The organism is Njordella aestuarii (genome assembly GCF_056494165.1).
Genome location: NZ_CM151397.1, coordinates 4,847,818 through 4,874,775 on the forward strand (window position 1 = coordinate 4,847,818; position 26,958 = coordinate 4,874,775).

Annotated in this window: 11 protein-coding genes; 5 read left to right on the top strand and 6 right to left on the bottom strand. The window is 50.8% G+C overall.

Annotated elements, in window-relative coordinates; genetic code table 11:
• Nucleotides 1-5: 5 nt before the first annotated feature.
• The 3 genes from SH451x_RS19150 to SH451x_RS19160 form a co-directional block, all read right to left on the bottom strand.
• Nucleotides 6-278 carry a hypothetical protein gene (locus tag SH451x_RS19150; RefSeq protein WP_479358637.1) on the bottom strand — a complete coding sequence of 91 codons (273 nt, stop codon included), beginning with the start codon at nucleotides 276-278 and terminating at the stop codon, nucleotides 6-8.
• 381 nt (nucleotides 279-659) lie between these two features.
• Nucleotides 660-980 carry a thioredoxin gene (gene trxA / locus SH451x_RS19155; RefSeq protein WP_479358638.1) on the bottom strand — a complete coding sequence of 107 codons (321 nt, stop codon included), beginning with the start codon at nucleotides 978-980 and terminating at the stop codon, nucleotides 660-662.
• Nucleotides 981-1,200: 220 nt separating this feature from the next.
• A complete protein-coding gene (locus SH451x_RS19160) occupies nucleotides 1,201-16,188 on the bottom strand; it encodes a cadherin-like domain-containing protein (protein ID WP_479358640.1) in 14,988 nt (4,995 codons plus the stop codon).
• A gap of 380 nt (nucleotides 16,189-16,568) precedes the next feature.
• Here SH451x_RS19160 and SH451x_RS19165 point away from each other — a divergent pair, with 380 nt between their 5' ends.
• From SH451x_RS19165 to SH451x_RS19185, 5 genes are all read left to right on the top strand, one after another.
• Nucleotides 16,569-17,105 carry a DNA polymerase ligase N-terminal domain-containing protein gene (locus SH451x_RS19165; protein WP_479358641.1) on the top strand — a complete coding sequence of 179 codons (537 nt, stop codon included), beginning with the start codon at nucleotides 16,569-16,571 and terminating at the stop codon, nucleotides 17,103-17,105.
• 191 nt (nucleotides 17,106-17,296) lie between these two features.
• Nucleotides 17,297-18,223: an L-histidine N(alpha)-methyltransferase gene (egtD, locus tag SH451x_RS19170; protein ID WP_479358642.1), complete on the top strand. Its 927-nt coding sequence runs from the start codon at nucleotides 17,297-17,299 to the stop codon at nucleotides 18,221-18,223.
• 48 nt (nucleotides 18,224-18,271) lie between these two features.
• Nucleotides 18,272-19,582 (top strand): ergothioneine biosynthesis protein EgtB, encoded by a 1,311-nt coding sequence (gene egtB, locus SH451x_RS19175; RefSeq protein WP_479358644.1) that lies wholly within the window; start codon nucleotides 18,272-18,274, stop codon nucleotides 19,580-19,582.
• Nucleotides 19,583-19,798: 216 nt separating this feature from the next.
• Nucleotides 19,799-21,550: an ABC transporter permease subunit gene (locus SH451x_RS19180; protein WP_479358645.1), complete on the top strand. Its 1,752-nt coding sequence runs from the start codon at nucleotides 19,799-19,801 to the stop codon at nucleotides 21,548-21,550.
• 55 nt (nucleotides 21,551-21,605) lie between these two features.
• Complete coding sequence (locus SH451x_RS19185) at nucleotides 21,606-23,477, top strand: ABC transporter ATP-binding protein (protein WP_479358646.1); 1,872 nt, start codon at nucleotides 21,606-21,608, stop codon at nucleotides 23,475-23,477.
• 28 nt (nucleotides 23,478-23,505) lie between these two features.
• Here the strand turns inward: SH451x_RS19185 and SH451x_RS19190 are convergent, their stop codons facing one another.
• Genes SH451x_RS19190 through SH451x_RS19200 form a run of 3 tightly spaced genes read right to left on the bottom strand, consistent with a single transcriptional unit; the run spans nucleotide 23,506 to nucleotide 26,958 of the window.
• Entirely contained in the window at nucleotides 23,506-24,828 is a 1,323-nt protein-coding gene (locus SH451x_RS19190; protein ID WP_479358647.1) for a PQQ-binding-like beta-propeller repeat protein, read from the bottom strand.
• 32 nt (nucleotides 24,829-24,860) lie between these two features.
• Nucleotides 24,861-25,958 (bottom strand): 3-dehydroquinate synthase, encoded by a 1,098-nt coding sequence (gene aroB / locus SH451x_RS19195; protein ID WP_479358648.1) that lies wholly within the window; start codon nucleotides 25,956-25,958, stop codon nucleotides 24,861-24,863.
• 55 nt (nucleotides 25,959-26,013) lie between these two features.
• Nucleotides 26,014-26,958 (bottom strand): rhomboid family intramembrane serine protease, encoded by a 945-nt coding sequence (locus tag SH451x_RS19200; RefSeq protein ID WP_479358650.1) that lies wholly within the window; start codon nucleotides 26,956-26,958, stop codon nucleotides 26,014-26,016.

Genomic DNA, 26,958 nt, shown 5'->3' on the forward strand with positions numbered 1-26,958 from the left:
ACGGCTCAACTGGTCCACAGTTGTGGAGCAAACATGTTTAACACCCCGGCTACAGCCGTCGCAGTCGAAAATAAGGCGCACGCGGCGATTGTCATCGGCACGGCCTTTGACCTCCGGTAGCCATACTTCTCCGCTAGCTGATCAACGGCAGCACGAGCAACCGCGGGTGTGGAACCAAACTCTTGCTGGTACATGTCCGTAGCGTCGTTCCACTGCTGGTGACTTATTAAATATACCAGCAACTCTCGGGTCACTTCGGTACAGTTGTCCGGGAACATAACGACTCTCAATCTGGAGTAGCTTTGGCTTCATATGCGTCAGTAATTATCGGTCGTAAAACGCCGTACGCTTGACTTTGCAAAAATTCCCCGTCAATCAGCATATGTTGTCTGCCGCACGAGCCCTTTAAACCGCTATTACCCGCCCAGATTCGCTGAGAATGCGAAGAAAACAGATTGCAGTGAGCCTCACTGCATTGACCGTGCACGTCACGCGGTGCCGGAGGCTGGCCAATCGCGAGACTCACGCCTCGGCGCGTGGTTTGTGTTCATGAGAGCCAGACCAAGTATCTGTTAAACTTTTGCTGGCAAAATGCGGAACTATGTAGGGCAAGCAAACTCACCCTACATGATAGTGCTCACAAGACGACCTGGCGCGAGCTACAGCGAGGAGATCGCCGACTCAAGTTTAGATTTCGGAACCAATCCCATAAACCTTTCGGCAATTTCACCGTTCTTGAAGACGATGAGCGTAGGGATGTTCATAACATCGTATCGTTGAGCGATCTCTGGGTTCTCGTCGACATTCACCTTTCCGATCTTCACTTTGCCGTCGTATTGTTCAGCAAGCTCTTCAATTAATGGCGCAATTGCACGGCAAGGTCCGCACCACGGCGCCCAGAAATCGACGAGTACCGGTTCGCTCGACTGAAGAACATCGGTTTCGAACTCAGCATCGGTGAACTCTAATGCTTTTCCCATTTTGAATGAGCCTTTCTAGCGCTTCGCCGCGTCAGCGGGAAAGCCTGGACAAATTGAAGTCGTTACTGTCAGTTCGGCACGCGAACCGTCGCAGCCAATATCCTGGCAACTTTCATTCCAACTGGCAAGGGTCCTGTTGCGCCGAACTCCAAAAGCGAAAGCCCGCCAAGAATAAATTCCTGGCGGGCCCGCAATCTTTTTTACCGCTTAGGGTCGTTGACTAACTATTCTTCTTGTTTGGAAGTGAAGAAAAATCTGCGAAAACGGAGTCTGTCGATGACTCGTCAGAGCCACTGTCGTCGAAATCGTAAATCGAATCGTCGTCGGTGAACAAATCGTCGACAGCGGAAATTGCTGTATCGGAAAGTTCTGCCACCGTTTGAGGCAGCTTCGCCTGACCACTCGTCGGCACAGCTCCATTCGCTTGAGCGACAGATCGTTTCGCATTTGTCGCCGTGCCTTCGTCAACACGGGCGAACACGTCAATTGATGCAACGGATGCCAGCGGATCAACCTCGACGGAACGAGTCTGCGCTGCGACATCAATCACTGCTTCGCCTTCGCCGCCAGCCACAATGCGACTGGTTCTGTTAAGGAAGTTGATTACGGCCAGAACGTCCAAGATATCGATGGCAAAGTTGTTATTGACATCTCGGAACGGAGCTGGATTGTAGGTCAATTCACCAACTGGGACAGACGTTCTGCCTGGATTTGCATTCAGGAAGTTAATGATCGACAATGCATCAATCGGCGAAGTGATACCCGGCGTTTGGCCAGGAACGACGTCGGTTGGATGCGCGCGATTGTAGTGAGGCGAGTCTGCCCGTGGCGTGAACACGATCGTCACCGTTACGACGTTGGATTCCTCGCCGCTCGGATCGATTGCCTTGTAAGTAAAAGTGTCAGTCTCACCCACGACGGCATTCGATGGGCGACGGTAAACAAACGTGCCGTTTGGATTCAGCGTCAATGTTCCGCGAGGCTGAATGACAACTTCAGCTCGCAGAACGTCTCCGTCAACATCAATATCGTTTGCAAGAACGCCATCATCAGACGCATTTTGATTGACCGTGCCAAAGGCATCGGAAATTGTCAAAACATTGCTATTGATTGGCATGCTGTACGTATTCGGATTCGCAACAGGAGCATCGTTTCGCGCCGCGATTCTCAGATTGAACGAATCGGAAACCGTAAATCCGGTAATATCCGAAGCCTCTACAGTGATTGTTACGTTGCCGTTTTGATCAGGCTGAAGCGTAATAACCAGCTCGTTGCCTTCGACTCGGACGGCTGCTTTGGAAGGATCACTGCTGGTAGCAGTGAAAGTCAACACGTCAAACGCGTCGGGATCAGCAAACGCACCCGGCACCAAAGGCAGCCTGAACTCAGGCGTATCTTCGGCAATATTTCGGTCTGGTAGCGGATTTGCACCAATGGTTGGTGCTGAGCTAAATGGCAGCAAAGTCACTCGGTAATCTTCAACTTCACCACTCGTCGCGATACCAGTCGGTTGCAAGCCTCCTTCATCTGCACTCACTCGGAAACGAGCAAACGCAAGTTGTGGTGTCGTAAGATTTGCTAGGGACGCCGGTACCGAAATATTGAAGGTGCGTTCCAACGAATCTGCAAAGAATGGCTCACTGGTTAGGATGTGTTCACCTGGATCATTCCAGTCTCCGTCACCGTTGAAGTCGATCCATGCATCCACAAATCCAGGTGCCGACAAAGTTACTGTGATTTCATTTTGCATCTGTGTGCTTAGCACGCCAGCGCTCTCGAATCCAACTGGAAACGCTGTTTGCGGAGTGAATACAACACCATCATCGAACTGGTCGGCTAAACCATCAGCAGATGGCTGACCATCCTGCTCACCCGACACGCCGACACCAAGGCGAACGCTATCTTCGAACACCACATGGGACGCACCGCCGTTAGACGAAAGTGTTGGGTATCGACCAGGAACTCCGTTGAATGGGTCGGCCGCATCGCCAAAGTCAAGCTCGACGCCTGGCATCAAAATGGTGAATTGAGTTTCACTATTGACGCGGTTGGGTCGCAGTAGGTTTCCAGCTAGGTCCTCGATTCCCTTTAAGAAGAAACTTTGAATTCCCCCTACGACGCTTTCCGTGTTTTCGAAGTACAACTTGTTGCCTTCGAGAATTCGGGAAGTCAGCGATGTATCGATTCGATCAGGATTGCCCGCGGCAATCGCATCCCGTAGTGCTCGATTAATCGCTACAGCAACTTGTGCATCACTGAATGCACTGTCGATCGAGACAGGCACTCGAATCACTCCACCCGCAATTCCACTGCGGGAAAGTGTCGGAGCTCCTGTCAGATCGTATGACGTGCGAGGATTGTCAGCAAACACCAGAGCGTCGCCGTCAACAGTGCTGTCAAGAGCCAACGCTGAAGTTCGTATAGCTACCGAGATAGCTCCAATAACATCTTCAATGGTGCTGGCATTGCTGAACAACACAGAACGCCGACCAACCGTACGTCCATCGTTCACGTTTGTGTTTTCAAACTCAAACGTAACTGATGTGTTGTTGTGGTTGATGGTGAAGAACTGACCATCTACAGGAAGCGATTCTAACGTAAAAGTAGTCTGCGGAGTCACGCCAGGATTGCCGCTAACGACGATATTAACCGCTCCCGCAGTGTCAATTGCCAGTTCATCTGCAGTGTCTAGTGCAACCGACCCGTCCGACAGAGCACGAGCGGTATAACCAAGCGATGAACTCCTGATTGCATGAGCAAGGACCGTCGCTAGCTCAAACGGCGTCTGCGACTGAGTGAACAGTACTGGGACGTTACCTTCTCCGACGGAACTATTTGAATCAAATTCAAATGTCACTTCCTCGGTGCCGTTGTCGAGCGTAATCGTTTGTCCGTCAGCAATACTTCGGCTGGTTCCAAACACTCGCAAAGGCGTTCCATCCACATCAACTGTTCCTTCTGCTGGAAGTCCCAGACTGATCAATGCGCCCGTCCGTGATGCTACCAACTGAAGAACCGAGCCGTTGATTGCTCTTCGAATTCGTTCCGCAACTTCACCTCCCGTCGTAGCTCCGACCAGATCAATTCCTACATTCGCAGGATCGCTTGTACCATCCAAATCGATTTCAAAAATCACCGTCGAACGGTTGTCGGAGATGGTAAAGGTTTGACCATCGGCAAAGGCAGCAGCTGCTGGGACGGCCAAGGCTAGGGTATTTGCAGGTTGCGTCAATGCACTAGCCGACGTGTCAATTCGAACATTCGCACCGCCGTTGAGCGCTATGCTGCCATCGCTGAGCACGACAGGCGTAATACCGAGCGAGCTAGCTTGAATTGCGTCAACTATACGCTGAGTTAACTGAGCTTGGCTGTCGGTGGTCGCAAACGGTATGGCGACGTTACCAGCCACAGAAGAACTGTTGCTATCGAATTCGAATGTAACAGTCCCGCTATTGGTGATGATTGTGAATCGATCGGAATCCAATATCCCTCCCAAACCGGCTCCGATGGAAGGAACGATGAGCGACGCAACCGCAGGTAACTGGATTTGATAGCCAGTATCAAACTCGAATACAACGGTCCCGCCCAGACTATCCACGACCGAGAACTGGTCACCATCGGCAATCGCGGAACCTTCTGGGGCGTAGACAACAAATCGATCACGATTATTCAACGTGACTTCGTAAACTTGTCCCTCTCTCCAAAAGCCCGCTAGCGGGGTAATTCGGATTGTTCGGCTGTTGACGCTATAGCCAAATTCGTAGTCGACACCTGGACGCAGGATACGACCGTTTTCAGTCACGATGACGTTGTTCTCGTCGATTGATTCTGGATCAAGTCCAGTTCCCGCACGCTCGTCGATCAAGATTTCAAAGTAATCCAGAGGAGCAGCATCGGCGGCGAGACGAATGTATGTAGCACTCGCATCCAGGTCGTTTCCTTCCAAATCATTGTCGATTGGTCGGGTGAGAATTACACCAGGACCGGAAAAATCGGAGCGGTCGACTGCACCTCGGTCGATGAAGACATTGCTGCCTTGGCCCGAAGGAGTATTCACGGCAGGATCATCGACGCGACGTAGGCCACCGACATCAAACAGTGGCGACAATAGCGGACTTGTCGGCAGCTGAACACCCGATTTAACTTGAGTTAAACCAGGACGTTCTTGCAAAGACGCGATGCTACTATCGATTGCTCGAGAGTTCGCATCCAGATAATATCGGCTGTTGGAAACGTCCGAGAACAAAGGCGCATTTGCACCCAGGATAATATCGAACGTACCAGCTCCCACGCCGTTTCGAGTGGTCGAGTTATTTTGGTAGATATTCGCACCTGCGACGACGGTCGCTCCAGTCGTCACCGAAAGTCCGGTTTCGAAGTTGGCAATGATGTTATTGATCAGCGTTGGGCTAGTATTTTGCTCGACCAAAATACCTGTACCAGTTGCTCCTGTCCCATCTTCAAGCAGATCAGCGCCGTAGAGCGTATTATTGATTACTCGAGCAACTGTAATTGGTGCAATCGATGGTTCTGTCGGACCACCAACTCGTGGATCTCCGGAGACGCGGATACCGCCCTCGCCATTTCTTGCCACGATGTTGTTGATGATAACAGCACCCGGTGCAAGATTTTCGTTGTTGAGTGTGACCAGATTTCGTGCAGCTCCCGGATATGGACGAGGCTGAACATTTGGTCCTAGATCATTTCTCAGTTGCAAACCAGCCGAAACCAAGATCCCATACTCGGCACTATCTAGCACCGAACTTGAATCGATGATGATTTGACCTTGCTCGCGAACAATGTTGCTATCGCCAACATCCTCGCCATAAAACGCTTGCTGATCGCCAGAGAATAGCCCTTGAATGGCTGGAGTCGTTGAGAATGAACGGGAGCCAGTTACGCTTCCGGCCGCGGAACCAAATAGTTCCACAATGTTGGACGCGTCTTGATGAATATCTTGATCCAACGCGTTTCGCATTTGACCACGCAATCCCGCAGTCAACTTCAAGATACTTTGCGCCGCCGATCCATTGATTGCGTCTCGAATTGCTGTTGCTACCAGCCCTGATCGGGCTTCAGCGTTCAAAAACGGCAACGTTAATGGTACGGCAATGGTACCCGGCGACACTCCGTTGGAGTTTAGATCGAATTCGAAAGTGACGCTATTGATCCCGTCGCTAACAGTGAATTGATCTCCGTCGGCTACGTCGAATACAGTGCTAACGACAATAGCAGCCTGCTGACTCATTCGGTCGTTTGTATCGATTACGCGAGTTGAATCTGGCACGACTCGGCCGATCCCTTGTGTTGCGTACTCGCGACCAACTCGAATTTCAAGCTGATAGGTTCCCAGTTCAACCTCTTCTGCAATTGTACCAAACGGCCCACCAAAATCTTCATAGAATGGTGTTGGTGCAAAGATTGTCCCGCCAGCGGCAACGGGATTGAATACTTGCTCGCCACGTTCAGCAAAGCCGATAATTATATCGTCCAGATATACGCCTTCGAAAGTATTCGCTAGCGTCGCTTGCATCGCACGGTCGAAATTCTTCGTGGCATCGAATATTCCCAAACCACCGTTGTAAGTCAAACCAGTGTAAGGCCCAAATGCATCTCCAGCTCGATCGAACTGTCCCGTAATCTTCAGGGGACCAGCATTCAGAGCAAACGCACCATAAACGACTACAGTGTTTCCATATACGGGATAAGGGGCAGTATTATTATCACCGTTAATCTCTTGCGCCAAAGCAAGCTGTATAGCATTTCGCACATCTTGCGCCGTCATTCCCGCATTAACTGGAATTGCAGTATGACCAGGCAGGAGCGCCTCGCCGCCAACGATAAATTGCAACTGAGCTGGTGCTGCAAGTCCCTGAACCTGGAGCGAGAATGTATCGCCAGCTTGGAACTCAGCACCTGGTTTTGCAATGATTTCGATTCCGGATCGCAGCGGATCACCAGTTCGGAAATCGCCGCTGGTGCTAAATTCAAATCGAATAACAGTGTCCGACATCCCCGCTAGAGGAGCTAGATTGATGCGAGCCTGCCGCCAGTCGCCAGTTCGGTTTGCTTCATCAAATATTTCTTGAGTTCGATAGCTTCGTCCCAATGCGTCCTGATAGCTAGAAGTAGGAACGTCATATTCATTTCCATCAGTCAACAAAGCGAGATTCGTATCCGTGTTGCCTGCTGAGTTATTTGTGCCCAGAAGCACCCAGGTTCCGTCTGGTCCGAGACCGTAGACCCGGAATGCATCCCGCATCACAGCATTATCAGTTGCGTTACTATTTGATATCTCGGTGTCAATGTAGTAATTGAAATACAAAGTCGGCTGATCATCTGGCGTGTACCCTGTTAGATCAATTGCGTAACTTTCTAAAGCACCCCGAGCACCGCCAGGCAAGTTGTAGTTACCAACGTCGCCCGTGGAACCGATTGCATCTGAAATATTATAAATACCCGTCCAATCACCTTCTTGTCGAAGACCCACCGTATTATCGCGGAAGCCGAAATAGAGGCTTTGATTTCCGTTTGCCGACGGCACTCGTGACAAATTGAATGTATCGAGAGTTCCATGTCCCGCATCATCTTGGCGTGCGGTCGTATTGTGCCAAAGGTTGACGTCGAGAGCAGCAAAGTCTAAGCCTGCTACATCGCCACCACCGGCACTCAAGCCGTTTGTTGTATCAGCTGTTACAGTTGAAGAGAGTCCACGAGGGAAGATCCGACGTGGTACGCCGTTTACATCAAAAGCATGGATCGTTCCATTGTCCGTTACACCAAATAAAGTGTTTACGTAGGAAGTATCTTGCTGAATTTGCAGGCTAGCTTGTACCGGTGCAGCTTGGAATGTATGCGATTCCAATGACAGTACACCGAGCGTATTCGCTCGTGGTCCGGCGATTAAAATATCAAATCGATTCGTTCCGCCTGACGAAGGTTGTACTGTAATAGTGACATCGTTTCCAAGGGCTTGAACCGTTGGCAGATTTCGAAGTGCGTTTTGTATTTGGAACGCGCCAACGTTTACTCCAAACGGCCCGACAACACCTGTACCAAGCCTTAACCGGAACTGTCCGTTCGTTGCTACGGCAGGGATTGCCAATCTGTAACTTGCTGAATTCGGCGCGTCGAAATCAACCAATGATGCTGGACCGCTCGCCAGGCTCAATGTAATTCCTGCGGCATCCGCACCTCGGAATCCAATCCTAAACCGACCCGCTCCGAGTTCTGTAACAACAGCTACGGCATTAATGGCAGGAGCCACCGCTAGTTGGGCATCAATAGCGGCTTGAATTTGAGCTAGCGTCGCTATGTATGGGACTGGGCTGAATGGAGGATTAGCTGGGTCGGCAGGATTAGGCTGAATTGTGATTGTACGAGTGTCGGGATCAGGACCAGGCGTAACAAAATTCAGGGTCAACACCACATCGGCAGTGGCATTGTTGATCGTCAGATCTGTCCCGGGTGACACGAAAGCAGGACCAGAGTCGACCGATAAAACCAGCGCGTCAGCGCCAGGGCCTTGGAAGACGATTCTAAAATGACCGTTCGCCAATTGCGTAACAATCGCCTGCGCCGCCGAATCGTTGACAGCTGGGATCGCATTTATTGCTGTCTGGAGTGCAAATGCGGATGCGTAGTTGGCCCCGTTACCAGGACCATTTAACGTATCGGTGTTAACTCGCAAAACAACATCCGTAGCACTGGCCCGATTGACGTTCAGATCAAACGCCTCAATCTCGGTCGCTTGCAGCGCGGTAACGGTCGGTGGTGATGCTGCGGCAGTAAAGGCTTGATTTACAATCGTTATGGGCAGATTTGAACCTGCAAGCGTTCCCGTGAAAACAATAGAGACGGCTGACGACGATAGTGGGCCACCAGTTACGCTGACGTTACCTGCACCGATCCCTGGAAGGGCTGCAAGAGCCGCTTGGATTTGGGCGGCAGACGCGTTGTACTGCAATACTCCAGTTGTTCCACCTAGCACCTGCAATTGGAACGTGCCTCCGGTCGTTCTAGGTGGAAGACTGAGGATAGATTCCGTAGTAGTGCTTCCAAGCGGAAGATTGCGTGGGCCGTGCGTCAACCCGGTTAAGCCGTTCGGCACGTTGGTCGCGATCAATTCAGCTCCCGCGAAACCGCCGTCATAGCTGGTAGTCGCCATTCGCCAAAGTTCGCCTTGATCGGTCACGCCGTAAAGGAAATTCCCAACCTGCGTAACACCGACGATATCACCTCTGGCTTCACGTGTCACAACGATCGTGTCGGGGAAGCCTGGTCTGTTGTTACGAATGTAGGTAGAAACCTCAGCAAAGATTCCGTACTCACGGACCTGAGTACCAGTTCCCGTTGCCTGCGCGAGCCCCGTTCTATTGCCATAGGCTGGAGGCGAGATCCCCGCTTGTGTGTCAGGGTCCAGGCGATAAAGAATATTGCGGAATGCTCCGGTGTATGCCGGATCATTTTCATCGTTTACCCCTGGCGTAATATATGCATCCGGCGGCAACAACGGGTCAGTCGGTTGGAATGAACCGGTACCATTGATGTCGACAATTACGGGCCTATCTAAATCTTGCCCATCCGCTCGTTGTGCAACACCGAAAAGGGCAAGGCTTTGATCTGCTGCTTGTGCAAACGTTAATGCTGTGAAATCCAGACCAACACCATTCAAGTTTCCACCTGAGTCAGTACCGCGGACAACTTCAGGCGCGCCGCTTTGTGGATTGAATCGCGCTTGAAACGTCTGAATTCCAGCATTGGTTGTGATAGCCGCACCGCCAGAGGTCAGCACGGTGGTAAAACCGTTGGTATTTCCGTCATTGATTACACCAAAGAACCCGCCACCTGGCAGGACGTTTGCTCCAACTATTCGGCCCAGCGGGCTAGCTGCAATATCATTGACACGGCTTGCGGAGAAGATTCCACCGACCGCATTGCTTCCTTGCGCCTCTTTCGCACCGGTCATTCCGTTTCCGAAGAGCAATTGAGATTGATTGCCATTGTTTGGATTAGTTCGTGCAACAAAAAGGTTAACGTCAGCCAATGTATATGGAACTTTGTTGGCGTCTGCACTTTCAAATGCAACCTGCTTTGGAATCGACGGATTCGTTACCGTACCGCTGAAGCGATCTTCGGAGATTCGAACTACAGAATCAAGCGGCTCGAGGCGTGTTAGTGGGTTGGTAGTGCCATCTAACTGACTTTGTTGGAACTGTTGAAGGACGGAACTGGTCAAGCTATTGTTCGTGACCGCCACCATATACTCGCCAGCAGGAAGTTCCGCTGCACCGATGAAGGGGTCTGCCGATCCGAATGAACCTCGCGTTAAGTCACCTGCATCTGAACCTTGTTCGGCAGCCGCTTTATCATCGGTTACGTCCGAGTCTCGGCCAATTAGAATCAAATTTGTCGGCGTACCATTGTTGCTTTGGAAAACCCACAGGCTGGTGTTGGCTCGACCTAGCGCATCGGCATAATCAATGTCGAATACAACCGACGTGTGATAGCCAGATTGAAGACTTGATGATAGTTGCCGTTGTACAGTGAATCGATACCAGTCGACATCCCCAGCCGAGGCGATGTTGCCAGCGATGGACGCAGCACCGCGATCTTGCGAAAGAATATTCCCTAAGTTGATTGCCGATCCGGTATCAGACTGAGATTCCTGGGGGTTTGCTTCTGAGAATTCTCCCAGTAGCGGGGAATGCATTGGTCCGCCAATCACTTCGATTCCAGTGGTTGCGTATCGCGCCGTTGCATAGCGAATTGTCGATCCACCCACTTCATCTGTCTGCTGCAAACGAAGCTGTAGCCGGTACGAGCCACTTGAAAGCCCTTGTTTGACCACTTCCGGGTCAGAATCTTGAAGCTTGGCAACTGGATCTCCCGGCATCAGATTACTGCTGCGGACCCGGACGTAATAGTCATTGGAAGTGCCTGGAGTTCCCGGCAAAACCATCCGGAAACCAGCATCCAACGGATTGGTTGCTTGGAAATCGACCGCTGTTGCAACATTCGCATTCTGAGGAGCAAAGGTATTTTGGTCCAATGGAAATACCTGTCCGTTGTCTACTAGGACAGGATCAAACCACACGTTGCCAGTTTGAGACTCCTGTAGAGAATTGCTGCTTTGAGCAATTATTCTTCCCTGGGCATCGATCAATTCGACGACCGAGTCGAAATCCATGGAGGTGCGATCCAAATCAAACCACACCATTGTTCCGGCCTCTGCCGAGAATTTATATATGTCTCGATCGCTCTGTGCGGCAATCGAGCCAGTCACTGTTATTCCCAGGCGAAGATTCTCGTCACCTGCGTTTAGATTCGGCGCCAACCTACCGATATCTTGTGCGTTAGCGCTATCATTATTCAAACCCATAGCTCGTGGATTGCGCGACTCGTATTCGTACGTCGTTTGCACGTTGCGATCGTTGGTGAATGCGTCCAAACGCACGCTGCGCCAATCTCCCGGTGCAGCGTTCGTGGCATCACCGTCGCTGTTCGTATCGAGCATTGATCCGCCGGCAAAGTCAAAGCCAGCGCCAATGTCATCATCTCTCAGGCTTGTTAGTACAACTGGAAATCCCGGAGTTCCAACGATTTGCAAACTACCGCCAATTCGGTCAGTAATATCGAGCGGACGTCCAGTAGCAGTGAAACCTGCGTCTTGCCCTTCCAATTTGACCACTAAACTTTCGCCAACCGAACTTTGGAGGCGCAAACCGCCGTAGGTGTGGAAGTCAGGTATTACAATTTCTTTTTGCAACACATGTACAATATCGGTATCATCCCAAACCGCTTCCGTCGTCAGTGTACCACCACGCACACGCATTCCATTGATTGCATTGCCGCCTAAGCGATTCCCGCTGACCAATGGACCAAGATTGCCCATATCAACTTGAGACGCAAGTGCCACTCCCACACTTCGGCCGTAGTCAATTTTTGGTACCGCCTTCATCGAATTTGGATCGATGCTTATTGCAGCGGTTTCGCCATTCTGTAAGTAGTTAGCCAAGTGAGTCGAAATGGTTTCGCCATTATTGCGGATCACATTATTGATAATAATGGGTTGGCTGCCTAACACGAAGATAGCAGCAGCGTCGTTGACACCACGTGCCGCACGTCGCGTATCTCCTGGGTTGCCAACACCTGAAGCGTTGTTCTCAATAACGGAGTTTGCGATTCTGGCTTCAGCTTGGTGAACTTCAATTGCATTAAACGAGGCGAAGCCGCCTGGAATTCTTGAACTGCCACCACCGAAGGTAATTACAACGGAATCAAGACTTAGTGTGGACAGATGACGAGCTAGAATGCCTGACCAATCTCCCGGCGCCGCTGATGTGACCGAGATTCCATCGCCGTTGGTGTCAAAAGTCGTACCTTTTCCGTAACGGTCGTCACGCGTCGAGGTAAAGACAATCGGCTTGGCATCAGTCCCCTCTGCTATCAGCGTAGCCCCCATATCGACTTCGATACGAGCCCCCTGCGATTTGACAATTACCCCCGGATCTATCACCAAGGATGCATCGCGTCGTGCCCGTTGCAAGAACGGTAGACCTTCCGTGACGGGTGAACCGAGAAGGGTCGCTCCTTGGTCAACGAATGTTGTCTGCTGACGGTTTAATTCCGCGACCAAGACGAAAGCACCGCTATTTAAACGACGGTATAGCCTGCGACCGACAAAATCTCCCGATCCAGTAGGCAGATTTGTCAAACGAACCGCATTGTTTCCAGCTGTAGTAATCGTACCAAAGATTGAACTCGGGAGGCTTTCGCTGCCGTACGCATCCACGAAAGTCATAACATAGCTGTGCGTTCCAGCGCCAAGACCGATATTGGGAGCCGTTGGTGCAACCAATGTAGGCACAACAATGGCAACGCTTGGTCCCGCGGTTTCTGCAACTGCACCGCCAGGAGTTCCGCGGATTAGTAAGTTTTCCCCCAATACAATTGTGATGTCAGTTTCGTCGATCCGACCAGCAACAGTCATCTGCTTGGGATCTTGCCCTGCTAGAGTATCGACCCTTATGAAAAGCCCATTGATCGTATTGTCAGCAAGCTCGTTTCCACGAATCACTGGCCCAACGCGGACATAATCCGGAGTGAAAGGCTGACTTCCTTGATATCGCGGCTCCGTAAAGAGGGTTTCTTCAAATGTGTTTGGATCAGCTGAGATCGCAGCGTCTGCTGAGTTTGTGATGCTGTTGTAAAGTATCGTTGCACGGGCTTCCGACAAGTCGATTGGGTTTACAACTTTCGGCGTACCACCAATCGCAACTTGACCACCACCGTAACGCAAGTCGGTGTGTGCGATGTAGTTTAAAAATGCACCTTGGCGTTCTCGACTCACTCTCCCTTGAGAGTTGTCGAAATCATTGCGAATTTCAATCCCTCCCCAATCTCCAGGAGCCGGAGTAGTACGCAGCGGATTCGTATCAATTCCAATCGATTCATCAGTGTAGGAAGTAAAAACAACTCGATGTTCCGGCGTACCTAACACTTGGATTGCCGAACCGCTACGATCGGTGGTCGTATCGTTGCTTCCAACTAAAATGCGGCTGGAGCCAAATTTCAAGACAGCGCCTGCGTCGATCATCAACGTTACTCCCGCTGGGACAATTAGATTGTCGCCATCGGAAAGCGTACCGATTACCGATCCGCCACTTCCAACCTCATATGCACGATTATCTACCAAAGTTGAAATATCGTTGTCGGCTCCGCCATTTCCCACAATTCGAACGATGTCACCGGGACGAGAAGCAGCTACTGCAGCCGAGATCGTATTGAACGGGCGATTCAATGACCCGTTTGGACTAGCGCCAGTGAACAGCTTACTGACGTAGATTGTGCGCGGCGCACCGGCGGCAGCTACTCCGACTGGCGCAGCTGCGCGAAACCAGAAATCAAACACACCGCCCGCCAGCCCGTCCCCGTCTCCGTCGAGCGAAGTGCCCGCAGTATCTCGCAATGTTCTTGAAGCCAACTGTTCTGGTTTGAAGTCAAGCCGCAACTGATAGAGCCCCTGACTTGTTCCACCCGAGCCAGAACCCTCGATATCCGCATTGAAGTTTTGATTGCCGCTTGCTACGACAGCAACGTAGTAGACGCCTTCCTGTAAATCTACTTTGATCAAAGAATCCTTGCTGAAGTAGTTATCATTGACTGCGATCACCTGCGTACGAAGTCGACCGGAACTATCCGTGTACTCACGCAAGAGAGTTAAATGAGTGTCAACATCGCTCGAATTCATCAACCTTTCAGCGATGGTCTCGGCTGTAAATGATCCAGACCTACCAGCCCCAATTTCGAAACGATAAAGGTCGATATCACGATTGTCAGCTCGATGCAAATGATCACCGTGGACTATGTCGTGATCACCTGGGAATATTTGTTCAAGCGGATTGGCAGGCCGCCCCAGCAAAGGATCGAACCCTTGAATGGTCCCCGGCGGTAAGTCATTGGATTGCCCTATTCCCAATAGCGATCCAACCACACGCATTGCCTCGACAAAGAAGTTGGGCGCATTGTTGTCCTGTGGAAATGTCAGCGTCTGAAGATAGATTGATGCGAAGCGTGCGTCCGCCATCAATTGAACATTTAATTTGTCGTCCTGAGTTCCATAGCCAAAATCGTTATCCCAAGCTTCCGAGTTGTCTAAAATCCCAAGGCTGAAATCCGTCGTGTCATTGAGCGCTTGAGTGATGAACGAGACAAACCCTTCAGGCCCAGTGGTTCCAATGACCGGCGCTAGCAAGTCACCGACAACAATTTGGAGTGCCGTCGTACCATCAGGCGCCGTGATGCCTGCGGTTTCAGCGAAGTCTACGCCAAGGTACTTCGAATAGAATTCAAAAACTTCGCGAACTCGCTGCTTCTGCAATTCGCTAATGGACGTCCGAACAGGCCGACCTTGGCTGTCGACACCGTAGGGCTGCGTTTCGACGAATGAATAGAATCGTTTCGTAATCTCAACATTGGCATCTGCTGTAATCCCGCCGCCTATGTGAGACTCGTCCTGAATATCTCGATTTCCTGGCTCGTCGTTGCTACCAGGATGATCAATCAGCAATGCATCAGACGGATTATCGACGCGCACTTCCTGAGTGATAACCGCTGAATAGTTACCATTGAAGGTACCTAAGTCTCGGTTTGCGGCAGTATTCCCTCCCGGGTCATTTCCAGTAATATCGCCTTGAACTGGGACAGCCGGCGAGGAACCTTGACCGCCTGCGGATGGAGCCAACCGACGTGTACCAATCCGAAGTCTGAACGTTCCACCTCCACCAGTGGCATAATCTTCAATAGGATTTTCAAAGACCAATGCAACTTTATTCGAACTTGCTTGGTAATTGACCTGTAAAGGAAGAATCACCCTATCGTCGTTCGGCGTTACTGTATCGCGAGTCCAAATCAACTGGAACAGTTCTCGAGTCGCCAAGTCAGTGTTTTGAGAATTCAGATTCAGCTTGTCGTTATTAGCGTCAAAGTGAACTTCGATGACGTTTCCTGCTCGGGCTACAACTCCATTAACGTTGGCAGTGGTCGGCTGTGGAACAACGGCGACGACCTGCACTCCCAACTCGACATTGAAGTAGTAAATGTCACGATCGGTGCCAGCAACACGAGGGCGAAGCGGTTCGTTCGCAAGATTGCGAATTGCTGGCAGACCATTTCGATCCTGAGCCAAGATCTCAATACGGTATAGATCGTCTGGCAACGGAGAAGAGAATCGGGCAATAACAATTCGCTCGTTTTCACCAAAACCAAGAAAGCCCGGGGTCACCACGACATCATTCGTACCATTAAATGCACCGTCGCCTCCAGCTCGGACGATGCGAATTCCGGTCAGCGTCTCAGGGTTAATCTGCTGAGCACCATCGAAACGGAAAACGAGCTCCGTGGGAGACTCATTCTGCACGTTCAAACTTCTCAGATTAGGGCTGCCCGAGGGAGTTAAGCTCAGAATCTGCCCCGAGTTGGGAGCGACCGACAGCAAACGTGGACGAGGATCATCCAAATCATTCGCCGTCAGAGAACTGAGCGTCGCGGTGCTCAGCAACGCCTGCTGGCTCGTCAGCGACACATCCCCCGCCATCAACTCACGGCGCTCAAGTTGCTCTACCAAAAGCGATCGAAAAGACCTTTGACGAAGCTGCGCCAAGCGATTTTTGATGGAGCGAGAGCGGATCTTAGGAGAACTAACCATAACTTTTTGTGCCGTTAGACTTGATGAGCATGCGACGCGAAACTTGTAAAATTGGACCCAATTCTCTGTTGCAGAAGAGGGCAGCCCAACTCATTGCCTTTTCCAATTCCAACGCGACAAACATGAAAAGCTGGAGGCTATCGTGAAGTCGACTTGAATTTGGGCGCCAAATCTTCCCATGAGTTTGCTCTACACGGAAAAACTGGCTATTGGGGTTCGAGTATAATTTGGTATGTAGCGACTGCAAACTTTCAGCATTCGTTAATTTGCGCGCGACAGGCTTTGGACGAACGTTACAATCGGAAGTTCCATCAGAAGTAGAACTTTTTCGCCAGCCTTAGCGCCTCCGACGCACACATCTGAGCCATTAGGTCGCCTCGATGATCGCAAAAGCCGCCCAAGATCTCCGATTTGCCATTTTGTGGCACTCCGTCCCGAATGCTGCCCCCGCGGCTTCGGATGGAGCCTCTTTGTTGGGGCCTTCCTCAAACCCCCGCCACCGACAATCGCCACTTTCGGCTAGAGCCAGCCATTTCGACCTGATGCTGGAAAGAAACGACGAACTGTTGACCTGGGAACTTCTACGGCTGCCTATTGAGGGCGAATCGAGCACCGTTGTCCGATTGCCGAACCATAGAATTCGGTACCTTGAGTATGAAGGCGAGCTGTCCGAGTCCCGCGGTCATGTGATCGGCTGGGAGCGTGGCAAGCTAATCTGGCAAGCCTTTCTACCAGAGAGGCTGGAACTCTTGCTCTTCGGCACGCGACTTACCGCAAAAATCGTCCTTGAACCTGCGGATACAAGCCAAATTGATCGGGCAGAGCAAACTGCGACCGGCTCGGGGCAGCTCACCGCAGAACCAAAACTTGAAAAATGGCTCCTGGAAGCCGAAATCTGGCAGCTCAATCAAGAGTAGGCAAAAACGCCCAGCCGACCCCAGCCCGCTTGCCTTGAACGGCCCCCTAAAAAGCCTTGGTGGGCACGGATAATGCTTAACTGCCGTTGTCCGGTTTTGAAGCAACCTGCTGGGAATCACTCTTTAAATACACGTCCTTGCCTACGTAAGACTACCGTATGAACAATATTTCGGCTCCTAATGCCCCATCGATGACACTTTACCAAGATGTGATAGATGGACTTTCCAAGCGGCACCGGACACTCCCTTGCAAGTACTTGTACGATCAAAAAGGATCGAAACTCTTCGATGAAATCACTCGGCTGGACGAATACTATCCAACCCGCGCTGAGATCGAAATTCTGAATGAGAATCACAAGGCCATCTCTGATTCCATCGGTCCCGATGCAGCGATCATTGAATTGGGAAGTGGCTCCAGCGAAAAGACGCGTCTGTTGCTTGACACAGTCAACAAACCTGCAGCCTATGTGCCTATCGACATCTCGAGCGAGTACCTAGAGGAGGTCACGGCGCAACTTGTCTTAGAATATCCACAGATCGACATTTTGCCCCTTGCCGCCGACTTCACACGTTCACTTGACGTCGATTGGAACTTAAGACTTCCTAGTCACGAACGCCGAGTTGCTTTCTTCCCCGGTTCAACTATTGGTAACTTTACACCTACTATGGCATGTGAGCTTTTGCGAAACGTCCGTTGCTGGGTAGGTGAGCACGGAGGACTCTTGATCGGTGTCGATCTTCAAAAAGACACCGACGTTCTTCATCGCGCTTACGACGATTCTCAGGGCGTCACCGCTGCTTTCAATTTGAATCTCCTGACTAGGATCAATCGCGAAGCAGGAACTGATTTTGACGAGTCACAATTTGCTCATCGCGTAAAATACAATACAGACTTTCACCGCATGGAACTGTTCTTAGAGAGCTTGACCGCTCAGACTGTTAGTTGTGGTCAACACCAGTTCCATTTCAAAGCAGGCGAACTAATCTGCACTGAGTATTCGCACAAATACACTGTCGAAGGCTTCTGTGACCTTGCTGCCGACTGCCGTTTTGAGTTAAGCGACGTTTGGCTGGATCGTCAGGGTTATTTCGGTGTTTTCGCTTTCGAGGTCGTCTGATTTGGGAAGCTTTGACATGGTTAATCGGCCATTTTTAAACCAACTTCAATGATTCAAAATCAAGTAATTTCACGCGAGAGTTCACGGAAAACTCGTGATGAATTGTCTGCTCGTTTTACTGCGATTCGGGAGTTTACCGAATTGCTATGTGAATCGCTCGAAGTCGAAGACTATTGCATTCAGTCCATGCCCGATGCTAGTCCTGTTCGCTGGCACCTTGCCCATACCACTTGGTTCTTCGAAACGTTCATCCTCGAACCTTTAGGCCATCAAGGACCGGCTCCATCCGACTTCCGCTACCTATTTAACTCTTATTACAACGCCGTCGGGGACCAGTTTCCGCGAGCGCAGCGGGGCCTCTTAAGCCGTCCGACGGTGCGCGAAATTTACAGCTATCGTCGCGAGGTCACCGCAGCGGTTCTTGAACTTCTCGGCAGCGAGCCTTCTAATCTTTCGGACGAGTTCACTCAACTACTTGAACTGGGGTTGCAACATGAACAGCAACATCAAGAGTTGATTCTAACTGACATCAAACATGCGCTTTACCAGAATCCTAGTCGTCCCGCCCTCAGGACAGCTACTTTGAGCGATACCGTTTCCGCAACTGAGCTAGAATGGTTGTCATTCCCGGGTGGAGTTCAGTCGATCGGTAGCGCCAACGAAACTGAAATGTTTAGTTTCGACAACGAACGTCCAACTCACCAAGTCTTTTTGCAACCCTATCAACTAGCAAACCGCTTGGTCACAAATGGCGAGTACCTAGATTTTATTGAGGATGGCGGATATCAGAAAAGCCATTTTTGGCTTTCCGAAGGCTGGTCATGGGTAGGCACAAATTCAGTTCTCTGCCCCTTGTATTGGGAGCAAGTCGACGGGGAATGGCAGGAATACACTTTGGCCGGGATGCAGCGTCTGCATGGGGAGCGGCCAGTTTGCCATCTCAACTACTTTGAGGCGGACGCCTATGTGCGTTGGGCTGGAAAACGTCTTCCCACGGAATCGGAATGGGAATCTGCGGCGCTAGCAACGGCCGCATCTGAATATAAGTGTGAGAATTTTGCTGAACTTCTAGTCTCGCGCGGCTTACCAATTCATCCGCAAGTTGAACATCACAAATGCGGGCTGCTAGGAAATGTTTGGCAGTGGACTAGCAGCGCGTATTCACCTTACCCTGGCTTTGCTCCCAAGAGCGGGGCGGTCGGCGAATACAACGGTAAGTTCATGTGCAACCAATACGTTCTTAGGGGCGGTTCGGTCGCAACCAGCTCTACCCACATACGGCCGACCTACCGTAACTTCTTTCCAACTTCTGCCCGCTGGCAGTTTTCTGGCATAAGGCTCGCCGCGCAGGCGGATTGATACAGGTCGATTAGGACAGGTTATGCCGTTCAGAAGCGGTCGGTCCGAACCGATTTGGCCGAATGTTCGTAGCCTAAGCGTCCACCGACTCGACGAGCCGACCTTTGTCGATGATAATACGCCGACTCAGTTTTGGGGTGTGCAATCGGCGCGCTCCCAAGAGACATGCTGATAAACTGTCTATTGATCGAATCCTCTCACAAGTCTTAAACAGCGATGATATTCGGAGCCAACGCCCCCTTTATGTTAGCCGCTAGCGAATCGTGGCTGACTCGTTGGTTAACACCTTTTTGGATATTTGGCGTTGGCATTTTCTTTGGCCTGCTAGCTCTAGCGGTAGTTTACGGAATTATCTACGCGTTATCTTTTATTCCGTTTCTACAGACCTGGCGACGCAAAAGTGTGTCGTTCTGGGTCGGTGCCGGTGCGAGTGCGATAGTGACTGCGATTCTCGCGGTTCCTCTACAGCAACTGTTTCGCGTTCGAGGTAGTGAAGAAATTGTCCGTTCGGAGTGGTTGTTGTCGCTGCCCACGGTATTCGCGTTTTTTGCGATCATTTTCTGGACATTGCTCTACTGTTCCAACCGGCGATTCATTGATGAATTTACAGAGACATTAACTGTTGGAATCGGGGCTCATATATTCATGGCGCTCTGCGTTGTAGTCGTCCTCGCTGGTGTTGCGACGATTGTGGTGGAGGAACCGGTGCAGATGATCACCAGTTTACCCAGCATCATGACGCAAGGTGAATCGTCGCAAACGGTTGTCTTAAAAGGCGTGGCGCAGGATGCCGAAGCAGGTTTGGAAGAAGCGATTAATCTCGACTACAACCCGCAATCTTTACAGCAGGTCATCATCAAAAGTGACCGTAATGTGGTGTTGAGCGTTAAAGGTTCTGAAGAAGATCTATTCGACACTCCCGTTCGCATTTCAGCGCAAGCGTCACATGAGTGGTATCGCGGGGCCTCGTCTGAAGCCCCGATTCCAACCGTCGCAGGCTCTTCGTTGACGGGTCAGAACTTAGAATATGATGAAGCTACCGTTACGTTCTTCATTCGAACAGCATCCGAGCGTCCCGAAATGTTTGCTGTATTTGTGTTGGGGCTAATTTCGTTTTTGATCGGAATTGTCTGGTTCTTGCAGTTAGGTGCTTCTCCGCGTCTAGCGGCCATAGCAATGGCGACTGCGAAAAGCGAGATATCTCAACCCTTGCCAAAGATATTGATTCTGTTCGGAGCGCTTTGCATTGCGGCGTTCGTCTTCATTCCGTTTCATACGCTGGGCGAAGATATCAAATTGCTGAAAGACTGCGGAATTACTTTGATAATGGTGGTGTGTTTGTTTCAAGGCATCTGGTCGGCAAGTAGCACCGTCAGCGACGAAATTGAGGGCCGGACGGCGCTCACACTGCTTTCCAAGCCCATCCATCGGCGTTCTTTCATTTTCGGTAAGTTGCTCGGCATCCTGTGGGTGCTCATGCTCATGATAGTTGTCTTGGGTGCAATTGAATTGTTAGCGGTCGGTTACAAGCCACTTTACGACGCCCGTGAGAATTCTCTTGAGCAACCTTTGTGGCAACAAGGTTACGTCGAAATGATACGGACGGTGCCGGGCATCGTAATGGTTTTCTTTCAGGTCACTACGCTTACATCGTTGGCCGTGGCTCTGGCGACGAGACTTCCACAACTCGCAAATTTCGCAGTCTGCTTCAGCGTCTACCTGATTGGTCACTTGACTCCTTCAATCGTCAGTTCGTCACAGGACGCTTTTCCGATTGTCCAATTCGTTGCTCAACTTATTGCGGTCGTTACGCCCAATCTCGATTTGTTTTCGATGAATGGAGCAATTGATGCCAATACGCCAATTCCTGGAATTTACATCTCTGGCCTGTTTCTTTATTCGATTCTGTTTTGTGGATTAACTTCCTTCATTGGATTATTGTTATTTGAGGACCGAGATTTGGCGTAGCCGCCTTTCAGGGGCAATCACGTAGTTTTTCCACCGCACAACGAGAGCTTTACTCGTGCTTTCTAACCCTTTGAAGCGATTCCGCGGTCTTACGCAATCGCACGTGACCAGCCTTCCAATTTGGGTGCTGAGTACCGGATCAGCTTGCGGTACGGCGATATTGCTGGTCTTGTTCGGTTGGTTCTGGGAACTGCTTGAGCGATATTCTCAAACCAAGTCACTGCCGGCAATGATTGAATTGGGGCCGAATTTGACCATCAGCTCCAGTTGGCTGGAAGCTGACCAGGGTGTTTTGCGCGGGGCAACGGCGCTCTTGGCCATGATTCTATTCATTGTTTGCGGAATCACTTTGGCGATTTATGGTATCTATAAGCTCGCCGCACGCACCGCCATAGATCGCAGCTTCGCTCAACACCACGCTGTATTCGAGCAACTGCAGTTTTTGACGCGTCAAAAGAGCCTGTCTGGCATGCAAACTCAATTGCGATCACTGATCGCCAACGACATCCCTGCCATTCGTGATGCAACCACTAACTGGTTTCGAGGCGGCCCACGGCATTTGATGCAGATGCTCGCTTGTGCAACGATCGCTATGTTGATCGACCCATTGCTCGCCAGTCTGTCAATCATCGCCGCGATTCTCGTGCGACGAGTGTTCTCCACCATTGATCGCCGTCAGCGCAGAAATCGACCAGTACTCTTAGAACGTCGAAACTTTGCAGCCGAAAAGTTAGCCGATTGGTGCGCCTCCAGTCCTTTGCTAGGCACGATTCACCCGCAATCCATAACGCAAGCGGCTTTTAATACAGAAATTTCGCCGTTGAGAAAGCTAGAGGTGGCCATTGATGATCATAGCGTTTGGAAAGTACCTTTTTCGATCGCATTAATTGCACTGCTCACGTGCGCTCTAATGTTTACTGCCGCTGTCCGCGTATTGCGTGCAGATGTACAACTCTCGGCAATTGCGGTCATCGTGTTGCTCCTTGCTATCGCGATAGCCGCGTACAGCCTGACACGTATGCTAAAAGCCTTTCAGTCTCTAGGAAAAGTATCTCGCAACGTTGATCATGTCGTTTCGCTCCTAACGCAACCCAAACCAGTAGTTGCCCCGAAGACGATTTCCAAAGTGGAATTGCCACTTACCAAAGTTGAATTCCAAGGCGTCTCCTTACGCAGCTACAGCGACGAACCCTTACTCACAGACATAACAGCGACTTTACATCGCGGAGAAGTTATCGCTATCGTTGCTGACGATTCGATTGAGCAAAATTCCCTTGCCGAGTTGCTGCTGGGTTTCGGACGTCCTTCGCGAGGACAACTGCTTTTCAATGGAATCAATCTTTCCCAACTTTCACCAGAACAGATCGCTGGTTTATCATGTTGGGTGTCACCGGACGGGCCATTGTTTACTGGCAGTGTCACTGAAAACTTGCGTTCAACCCACTCCAAAGAAGTCGATACGGCAGACTTGCACGGCAATCTTGAGAAGACATTTTGTCTCGAGCCAATCCGAGCGTTAAGCGATGGTTTATCAACGGTTATTTCGCATGCTGATGACCGTCTTCCCAACGATACACCTTTCCGATTGGGATTGGCGCGAGCGCTCACGCTGCAACGTCCAATCGTTGTGGTTCGTGAACCATGGTCAGTCGGAGACAGACAAATCGAGGAAGAATCGCGGCTTGCGCTTGAGAACATTGCCGCTGCGGGCGCTATCGTTATAGTATTGCCCGCTCGCTCTAAGACACTGTGGGCCGCTCATCAAGTCCTCTTCTTGCAGGAAGGCAGGTTGGCGGCGGCTGGCAAACATGCCAATCTTCTCGAGCAAAATGACGCTTATCGCCACTGGAACTATATGAAGTTCTCGCCTCATCTGCACGAACGCATGGGCGAGCCATTCAGTCAGTCCACGTCAAGTTATATGTAAACTTGACGAGCCCCCCCGGCTTGAAAAGTTACTTTTGCTCGGCTGCCAGCGAAGCGCACAGCAACTCTTCGTCATTGCGGGCATAAACGTGACGGTTTGCGAAAGCTGGATGCGACCAACAAACCCCTTTATTCCCTCGTCGTGAAAGCTGATCTAGGGTCGGCTTTATCAAAAACGATCTCGAAATCTCGGTGTAACCCTGTGGCGACAGATTCGCAATAATCAGCTCACCAGCCTCGTTCAACAACCAGAACCGTTTGCCATTTTGTACAAAGTGCACTGTGCTCCATCGATCTTGAGGCGTCACAGTTAAATCTTCCCAAACTCGTGCACCGTTAATTGCATCTAAACAACGAAGTTGCCCATAGCTATCCACGCCATAGATATAGTCTCCCACGAAGACTGGCGTGCTAATGATGGAATGAAGAGCTTCCGTGTGCTGCTCGTCTTTGCCAATCACATGCCATAAAAGCGTGGCAGAAAGTTCATCCGGCGAGAACTTTACCATCATCGATCCATCGTAAAATGACGTCACAAAGATGCGATCTCCATTGACGACTGGAGTTGCAACACCGATCGGCATTCGTGTCACTTTAAATGGAATTCGCCAGTGAATTTTGCCGGTTGCAAGATCGATCCCACTGATACTTTCTCCAGTCCAAACGACAATCACCTTCCTTCCGGCTTGGGTAATCAGAATCGGAGCGGAGTATTGCGCGTCTTCATTCAGTGCCCGCCAGCGTTCTTCCCCCGTAGTCGTGTCCAATGCCAAGATACAGGCACCGTCAGCACCGCCGACTTGCGAGACAATTAAGCCGTCTGCGATGATGGGAGAAGCAGATATTCCCCAAATCGGCATCTTGATCGGCAGCTCTTTCTCTAGACCTCTTTTCCAAACAATTGTACCGTCCTTGACATTGACGGCATGGAGGTGCCCCATCGCTCCAAGAGCATAGGCAGTTTCTCCTTCGATCGCGACAGACGCGCGAGGGCCAGCAGCATATTGAATCGTGTAGGGACAATCGTAAGTAATCGACCACAGTGAAGCACCATTGTTGGCATCGAAACAGTGAATCCTTTCAATCTGTTCTGGATTCGCGACGCGGTCCGTAACAAACACTCTACCTTGAGCGATCGTGGGCCCGCTATAGCCAGCGCCGATCGGTTTTGTCCACTTGATAGGTATGCTTGGCGTTGGTAACTGTTCGACGATTCCATCCTCATTCCAAACACCGTCGCGTTCGACACCACGCCACTGCGGCCAGTCGTCGGGCAGAGCAATCCTTGTAATCGAGGCGACTGCCGTTGCCGCAGCGGAGGTCTGTAGAAAATGCCGTCTGGAGCTTATCATTTGCGTCAGCCTTTGTAATGTGTACGCCTTGTTCAAGTCCGAAGCGCGGCTTGAACTTGAGAAAATGAGATACCCTCAACTCGCTTCACTTCACCCAGTCTTGTGGGCAAAATAAAGCCTAACTTACCTTGCTCGACCTTCTTGTCGCTTTGCATAGCATTCCAAAGCGTCTCTAAGCAATAATTCGAATAGTCGGTCGGTAGGCCGACGTTGCTGAGCAATCGATTTTGTCGTGCCAGCGAATTGGGATCGAACATCTCTAGGTAAACTGCAAGTTGTCCTGCCATCGCCATCCCGATCGAAACCGCTTCTCCATGCAACAATGCACCATAGCCAGATGTTGCCTCGATGGCGTGCGCAAAAGTGTGACCATAATTCAGAATCGCACGCAACCCCGTCGTTTCGCGTTCGTCTTGACGAACAACCTCCGCTTTACATCGGCAGCTCTCTGCGATCACATTCTTCAAAGTGCCAAGATCGCGACGACACAATTCCTCGGTGGCATTTTCAAGTAGCGAAAAAAATTCGTCTCGCATGATTACGCCATATTTGATGACTTCAGCAAGTCCACTCAGGTATTCACGTTCCGGCAACGTTTGCAGCGTATCAGTGTCGATTACAACAGCGGAAGGTTGCCAGAAGGCGCCAACGATGTTCTTTGCCTCTGGAAGATTGATTCCCGTCTTTCCTCCCACGCTGCTGTCGACCATTGCCAAGAGGGTCGTAGGCACTTGAACAAACCTCAGCCCGCGTGCAAATGTAGCAGCCGCAAAGCCCGCCAAATCGCCGACAACACCGCCGCCAACTGCGAAGACCACGCTCTTGCGATCAGTCTTGCACCTGAGCATTGCGGTCCAAAGTTTCTCAAGTTGTTCCGTACATTTGCTAGCCTCGCCACTGGGCACCACGACTGAATCAAGTCGTATGTTTCTCTGCTCCAGCAGTGCAAGAATCGATGTGCCGATCGTCTGCCGAACTCCTTCATCGCTGATCACGACTGCGTGGTTGAACGGTTTCAAAGTACTAAATACATTCTGCCAGATGGCAGAATCGACCGCGAAGGTATTAGAAGCGATTTGAATATCGTAAGATCGCTCGGCAAGTGAAACCGGGACGGTTTGATGGTTCATGCTGGTCTTAGACAACTCTCATTCATTGTAAAGCGCATCAATTCGTTCAAACTAATCAAGCCCGTGTTCGTTCAGCTAAAAAACCCAGAAATGCACCGCTGATGAGGCCACCTAAATGGGCCATGTTTGCAATCCTATCTCCGCCGAAGGTTCCCGTCATATTGAGAAACAACCAAGCGAGCATAATCACAACAATCATGGGCGCTAGAGCAATTCCAATCGAGGGATTGAGCGTGGTCCGGACCCAAATGAATCCAAATAGACCATACACGACCCCCGACAATCCACCAAAGAAGGGACTTCCCATGTACTCAACGGGAAGGATTCCCTGCAAACAATTTGAGAAAATCGCGATGACTAGTACCAGGATTGCAAATCGCCCTGAGCCCTCCAATCGCTCTGTCATTCGCCCCAAACTCACGAGCATGAATGCATTGAACAAAATATGGAAGAAGTCGAAATGTAGAAAAATCGGGGTGATCACACGCCACAGCTCGTATTTACGAATACTCGCGAGCGGATCTCCTTCGCTCGCTTTATAGTCGGCATCACTGACAAACATAAGTTCGTTCAGCATCGTTTGACCGATTTCATTCCGTGAGCCAGGCTTTCCCAAACCAGTCATCAACGTCACGACAACTGCAAAAGCGAGCAGTACTTTTGTGATGGGTGGGACTTTCCCGGCAACAAGGTCGTTTCGAAACAGGTCCTTTGAAGTCCGCGTGTTACGACTGGCGGCCGCTATTCGTTCGCGCCTCGCACGGACGATGTCTTCGGCTTTCTTAACTGCCTCGCCGTAGCGAACATCGTCGGGGTTGTTTTCAAAATCACCTAAAAAGTTTCGCGCGTCGGCCAAGCGATCTTCGTCGCGAACCCAGACCTCCCACTGAGAAGGATTGTTCGAAGATTTTTCGATGTGCGCAGAGATATTCTGGGATAGCAGGTAGGCGACGAACTTTTCCGTTTTCGTCTGCCCATCGATGTTTGCAACAAATCTCAT

Bases quoted from the DNA above. Each gene is read 5' to 3' on its own strand.
- SH451x_RS19150 (WP_479358637.1), bottom strand. From the start codon at position 278: ATGTTCCCGGACAACTGTACCGAAGTGACCCGAGAGTTGCTGGTATAT.
- trxA (WP_479358638.1), bottom strand. From the start codon at position 980: ATGGGAAAAGCATTAGAGTTCACCGATGCTGAGTTCGAAACCGATGTT.
- SH451x_RS19160 (WP_479358640.1), bottom strand. From the start codon at position 16,188: ATGGTTAGTTCTCCTAAGATCCGCTCTCGCTCCATCAAAAATCGCTTG.
- SH451x_RS19165 (WP_479358641.1), top strand. From the start codon at position 16,569: ATGATCGCAAAAGCCGCCCAAGATCTCCGATTTGCCATTTTGTGGCAC.
- egtD (WP_479358642.1), top strand. From the start codon at position 17,297: ATGACACTTTACCAAGATGTGATAGATGGACTTTCCAAGCGGCACCGG.
- egtB (WP_479358644.1), top strand. From the start codon at position 18,272: ATGATTCAAAATCAAGTAATTTCACGCGAGAGTTCACGGAAAACTCGT.
- SH451x_RS19180 (WP_479358645.1), top strand. From the start codon at position 19,799: ATGATATTCGGAGCCAACGCCCCCTTTATGTTAGCCGCTAGCGAATCG.
- SH451x_RS19190 (WP_479358647.1), bottom strand. From the start codon at position 24,828: ATGATAAGCTCCAGACGGCATTTTCTACAGACCTCCGCTGCGGCAACG.
- aroB (WP_479358648.1), bottom strand. From the start codon at position 25,958: ATGAACCATCAAACCGTCCCGGTTTCACTTGCCGAGCGATCTTACGAT.
- SH451x_RS19200 (WP_479358650.1), bottom strand. From the start codon at position 26,958: ATGAGATTTGTTGCAAACATCGATGGGCAGACGAAAACGGAAAAGTTC.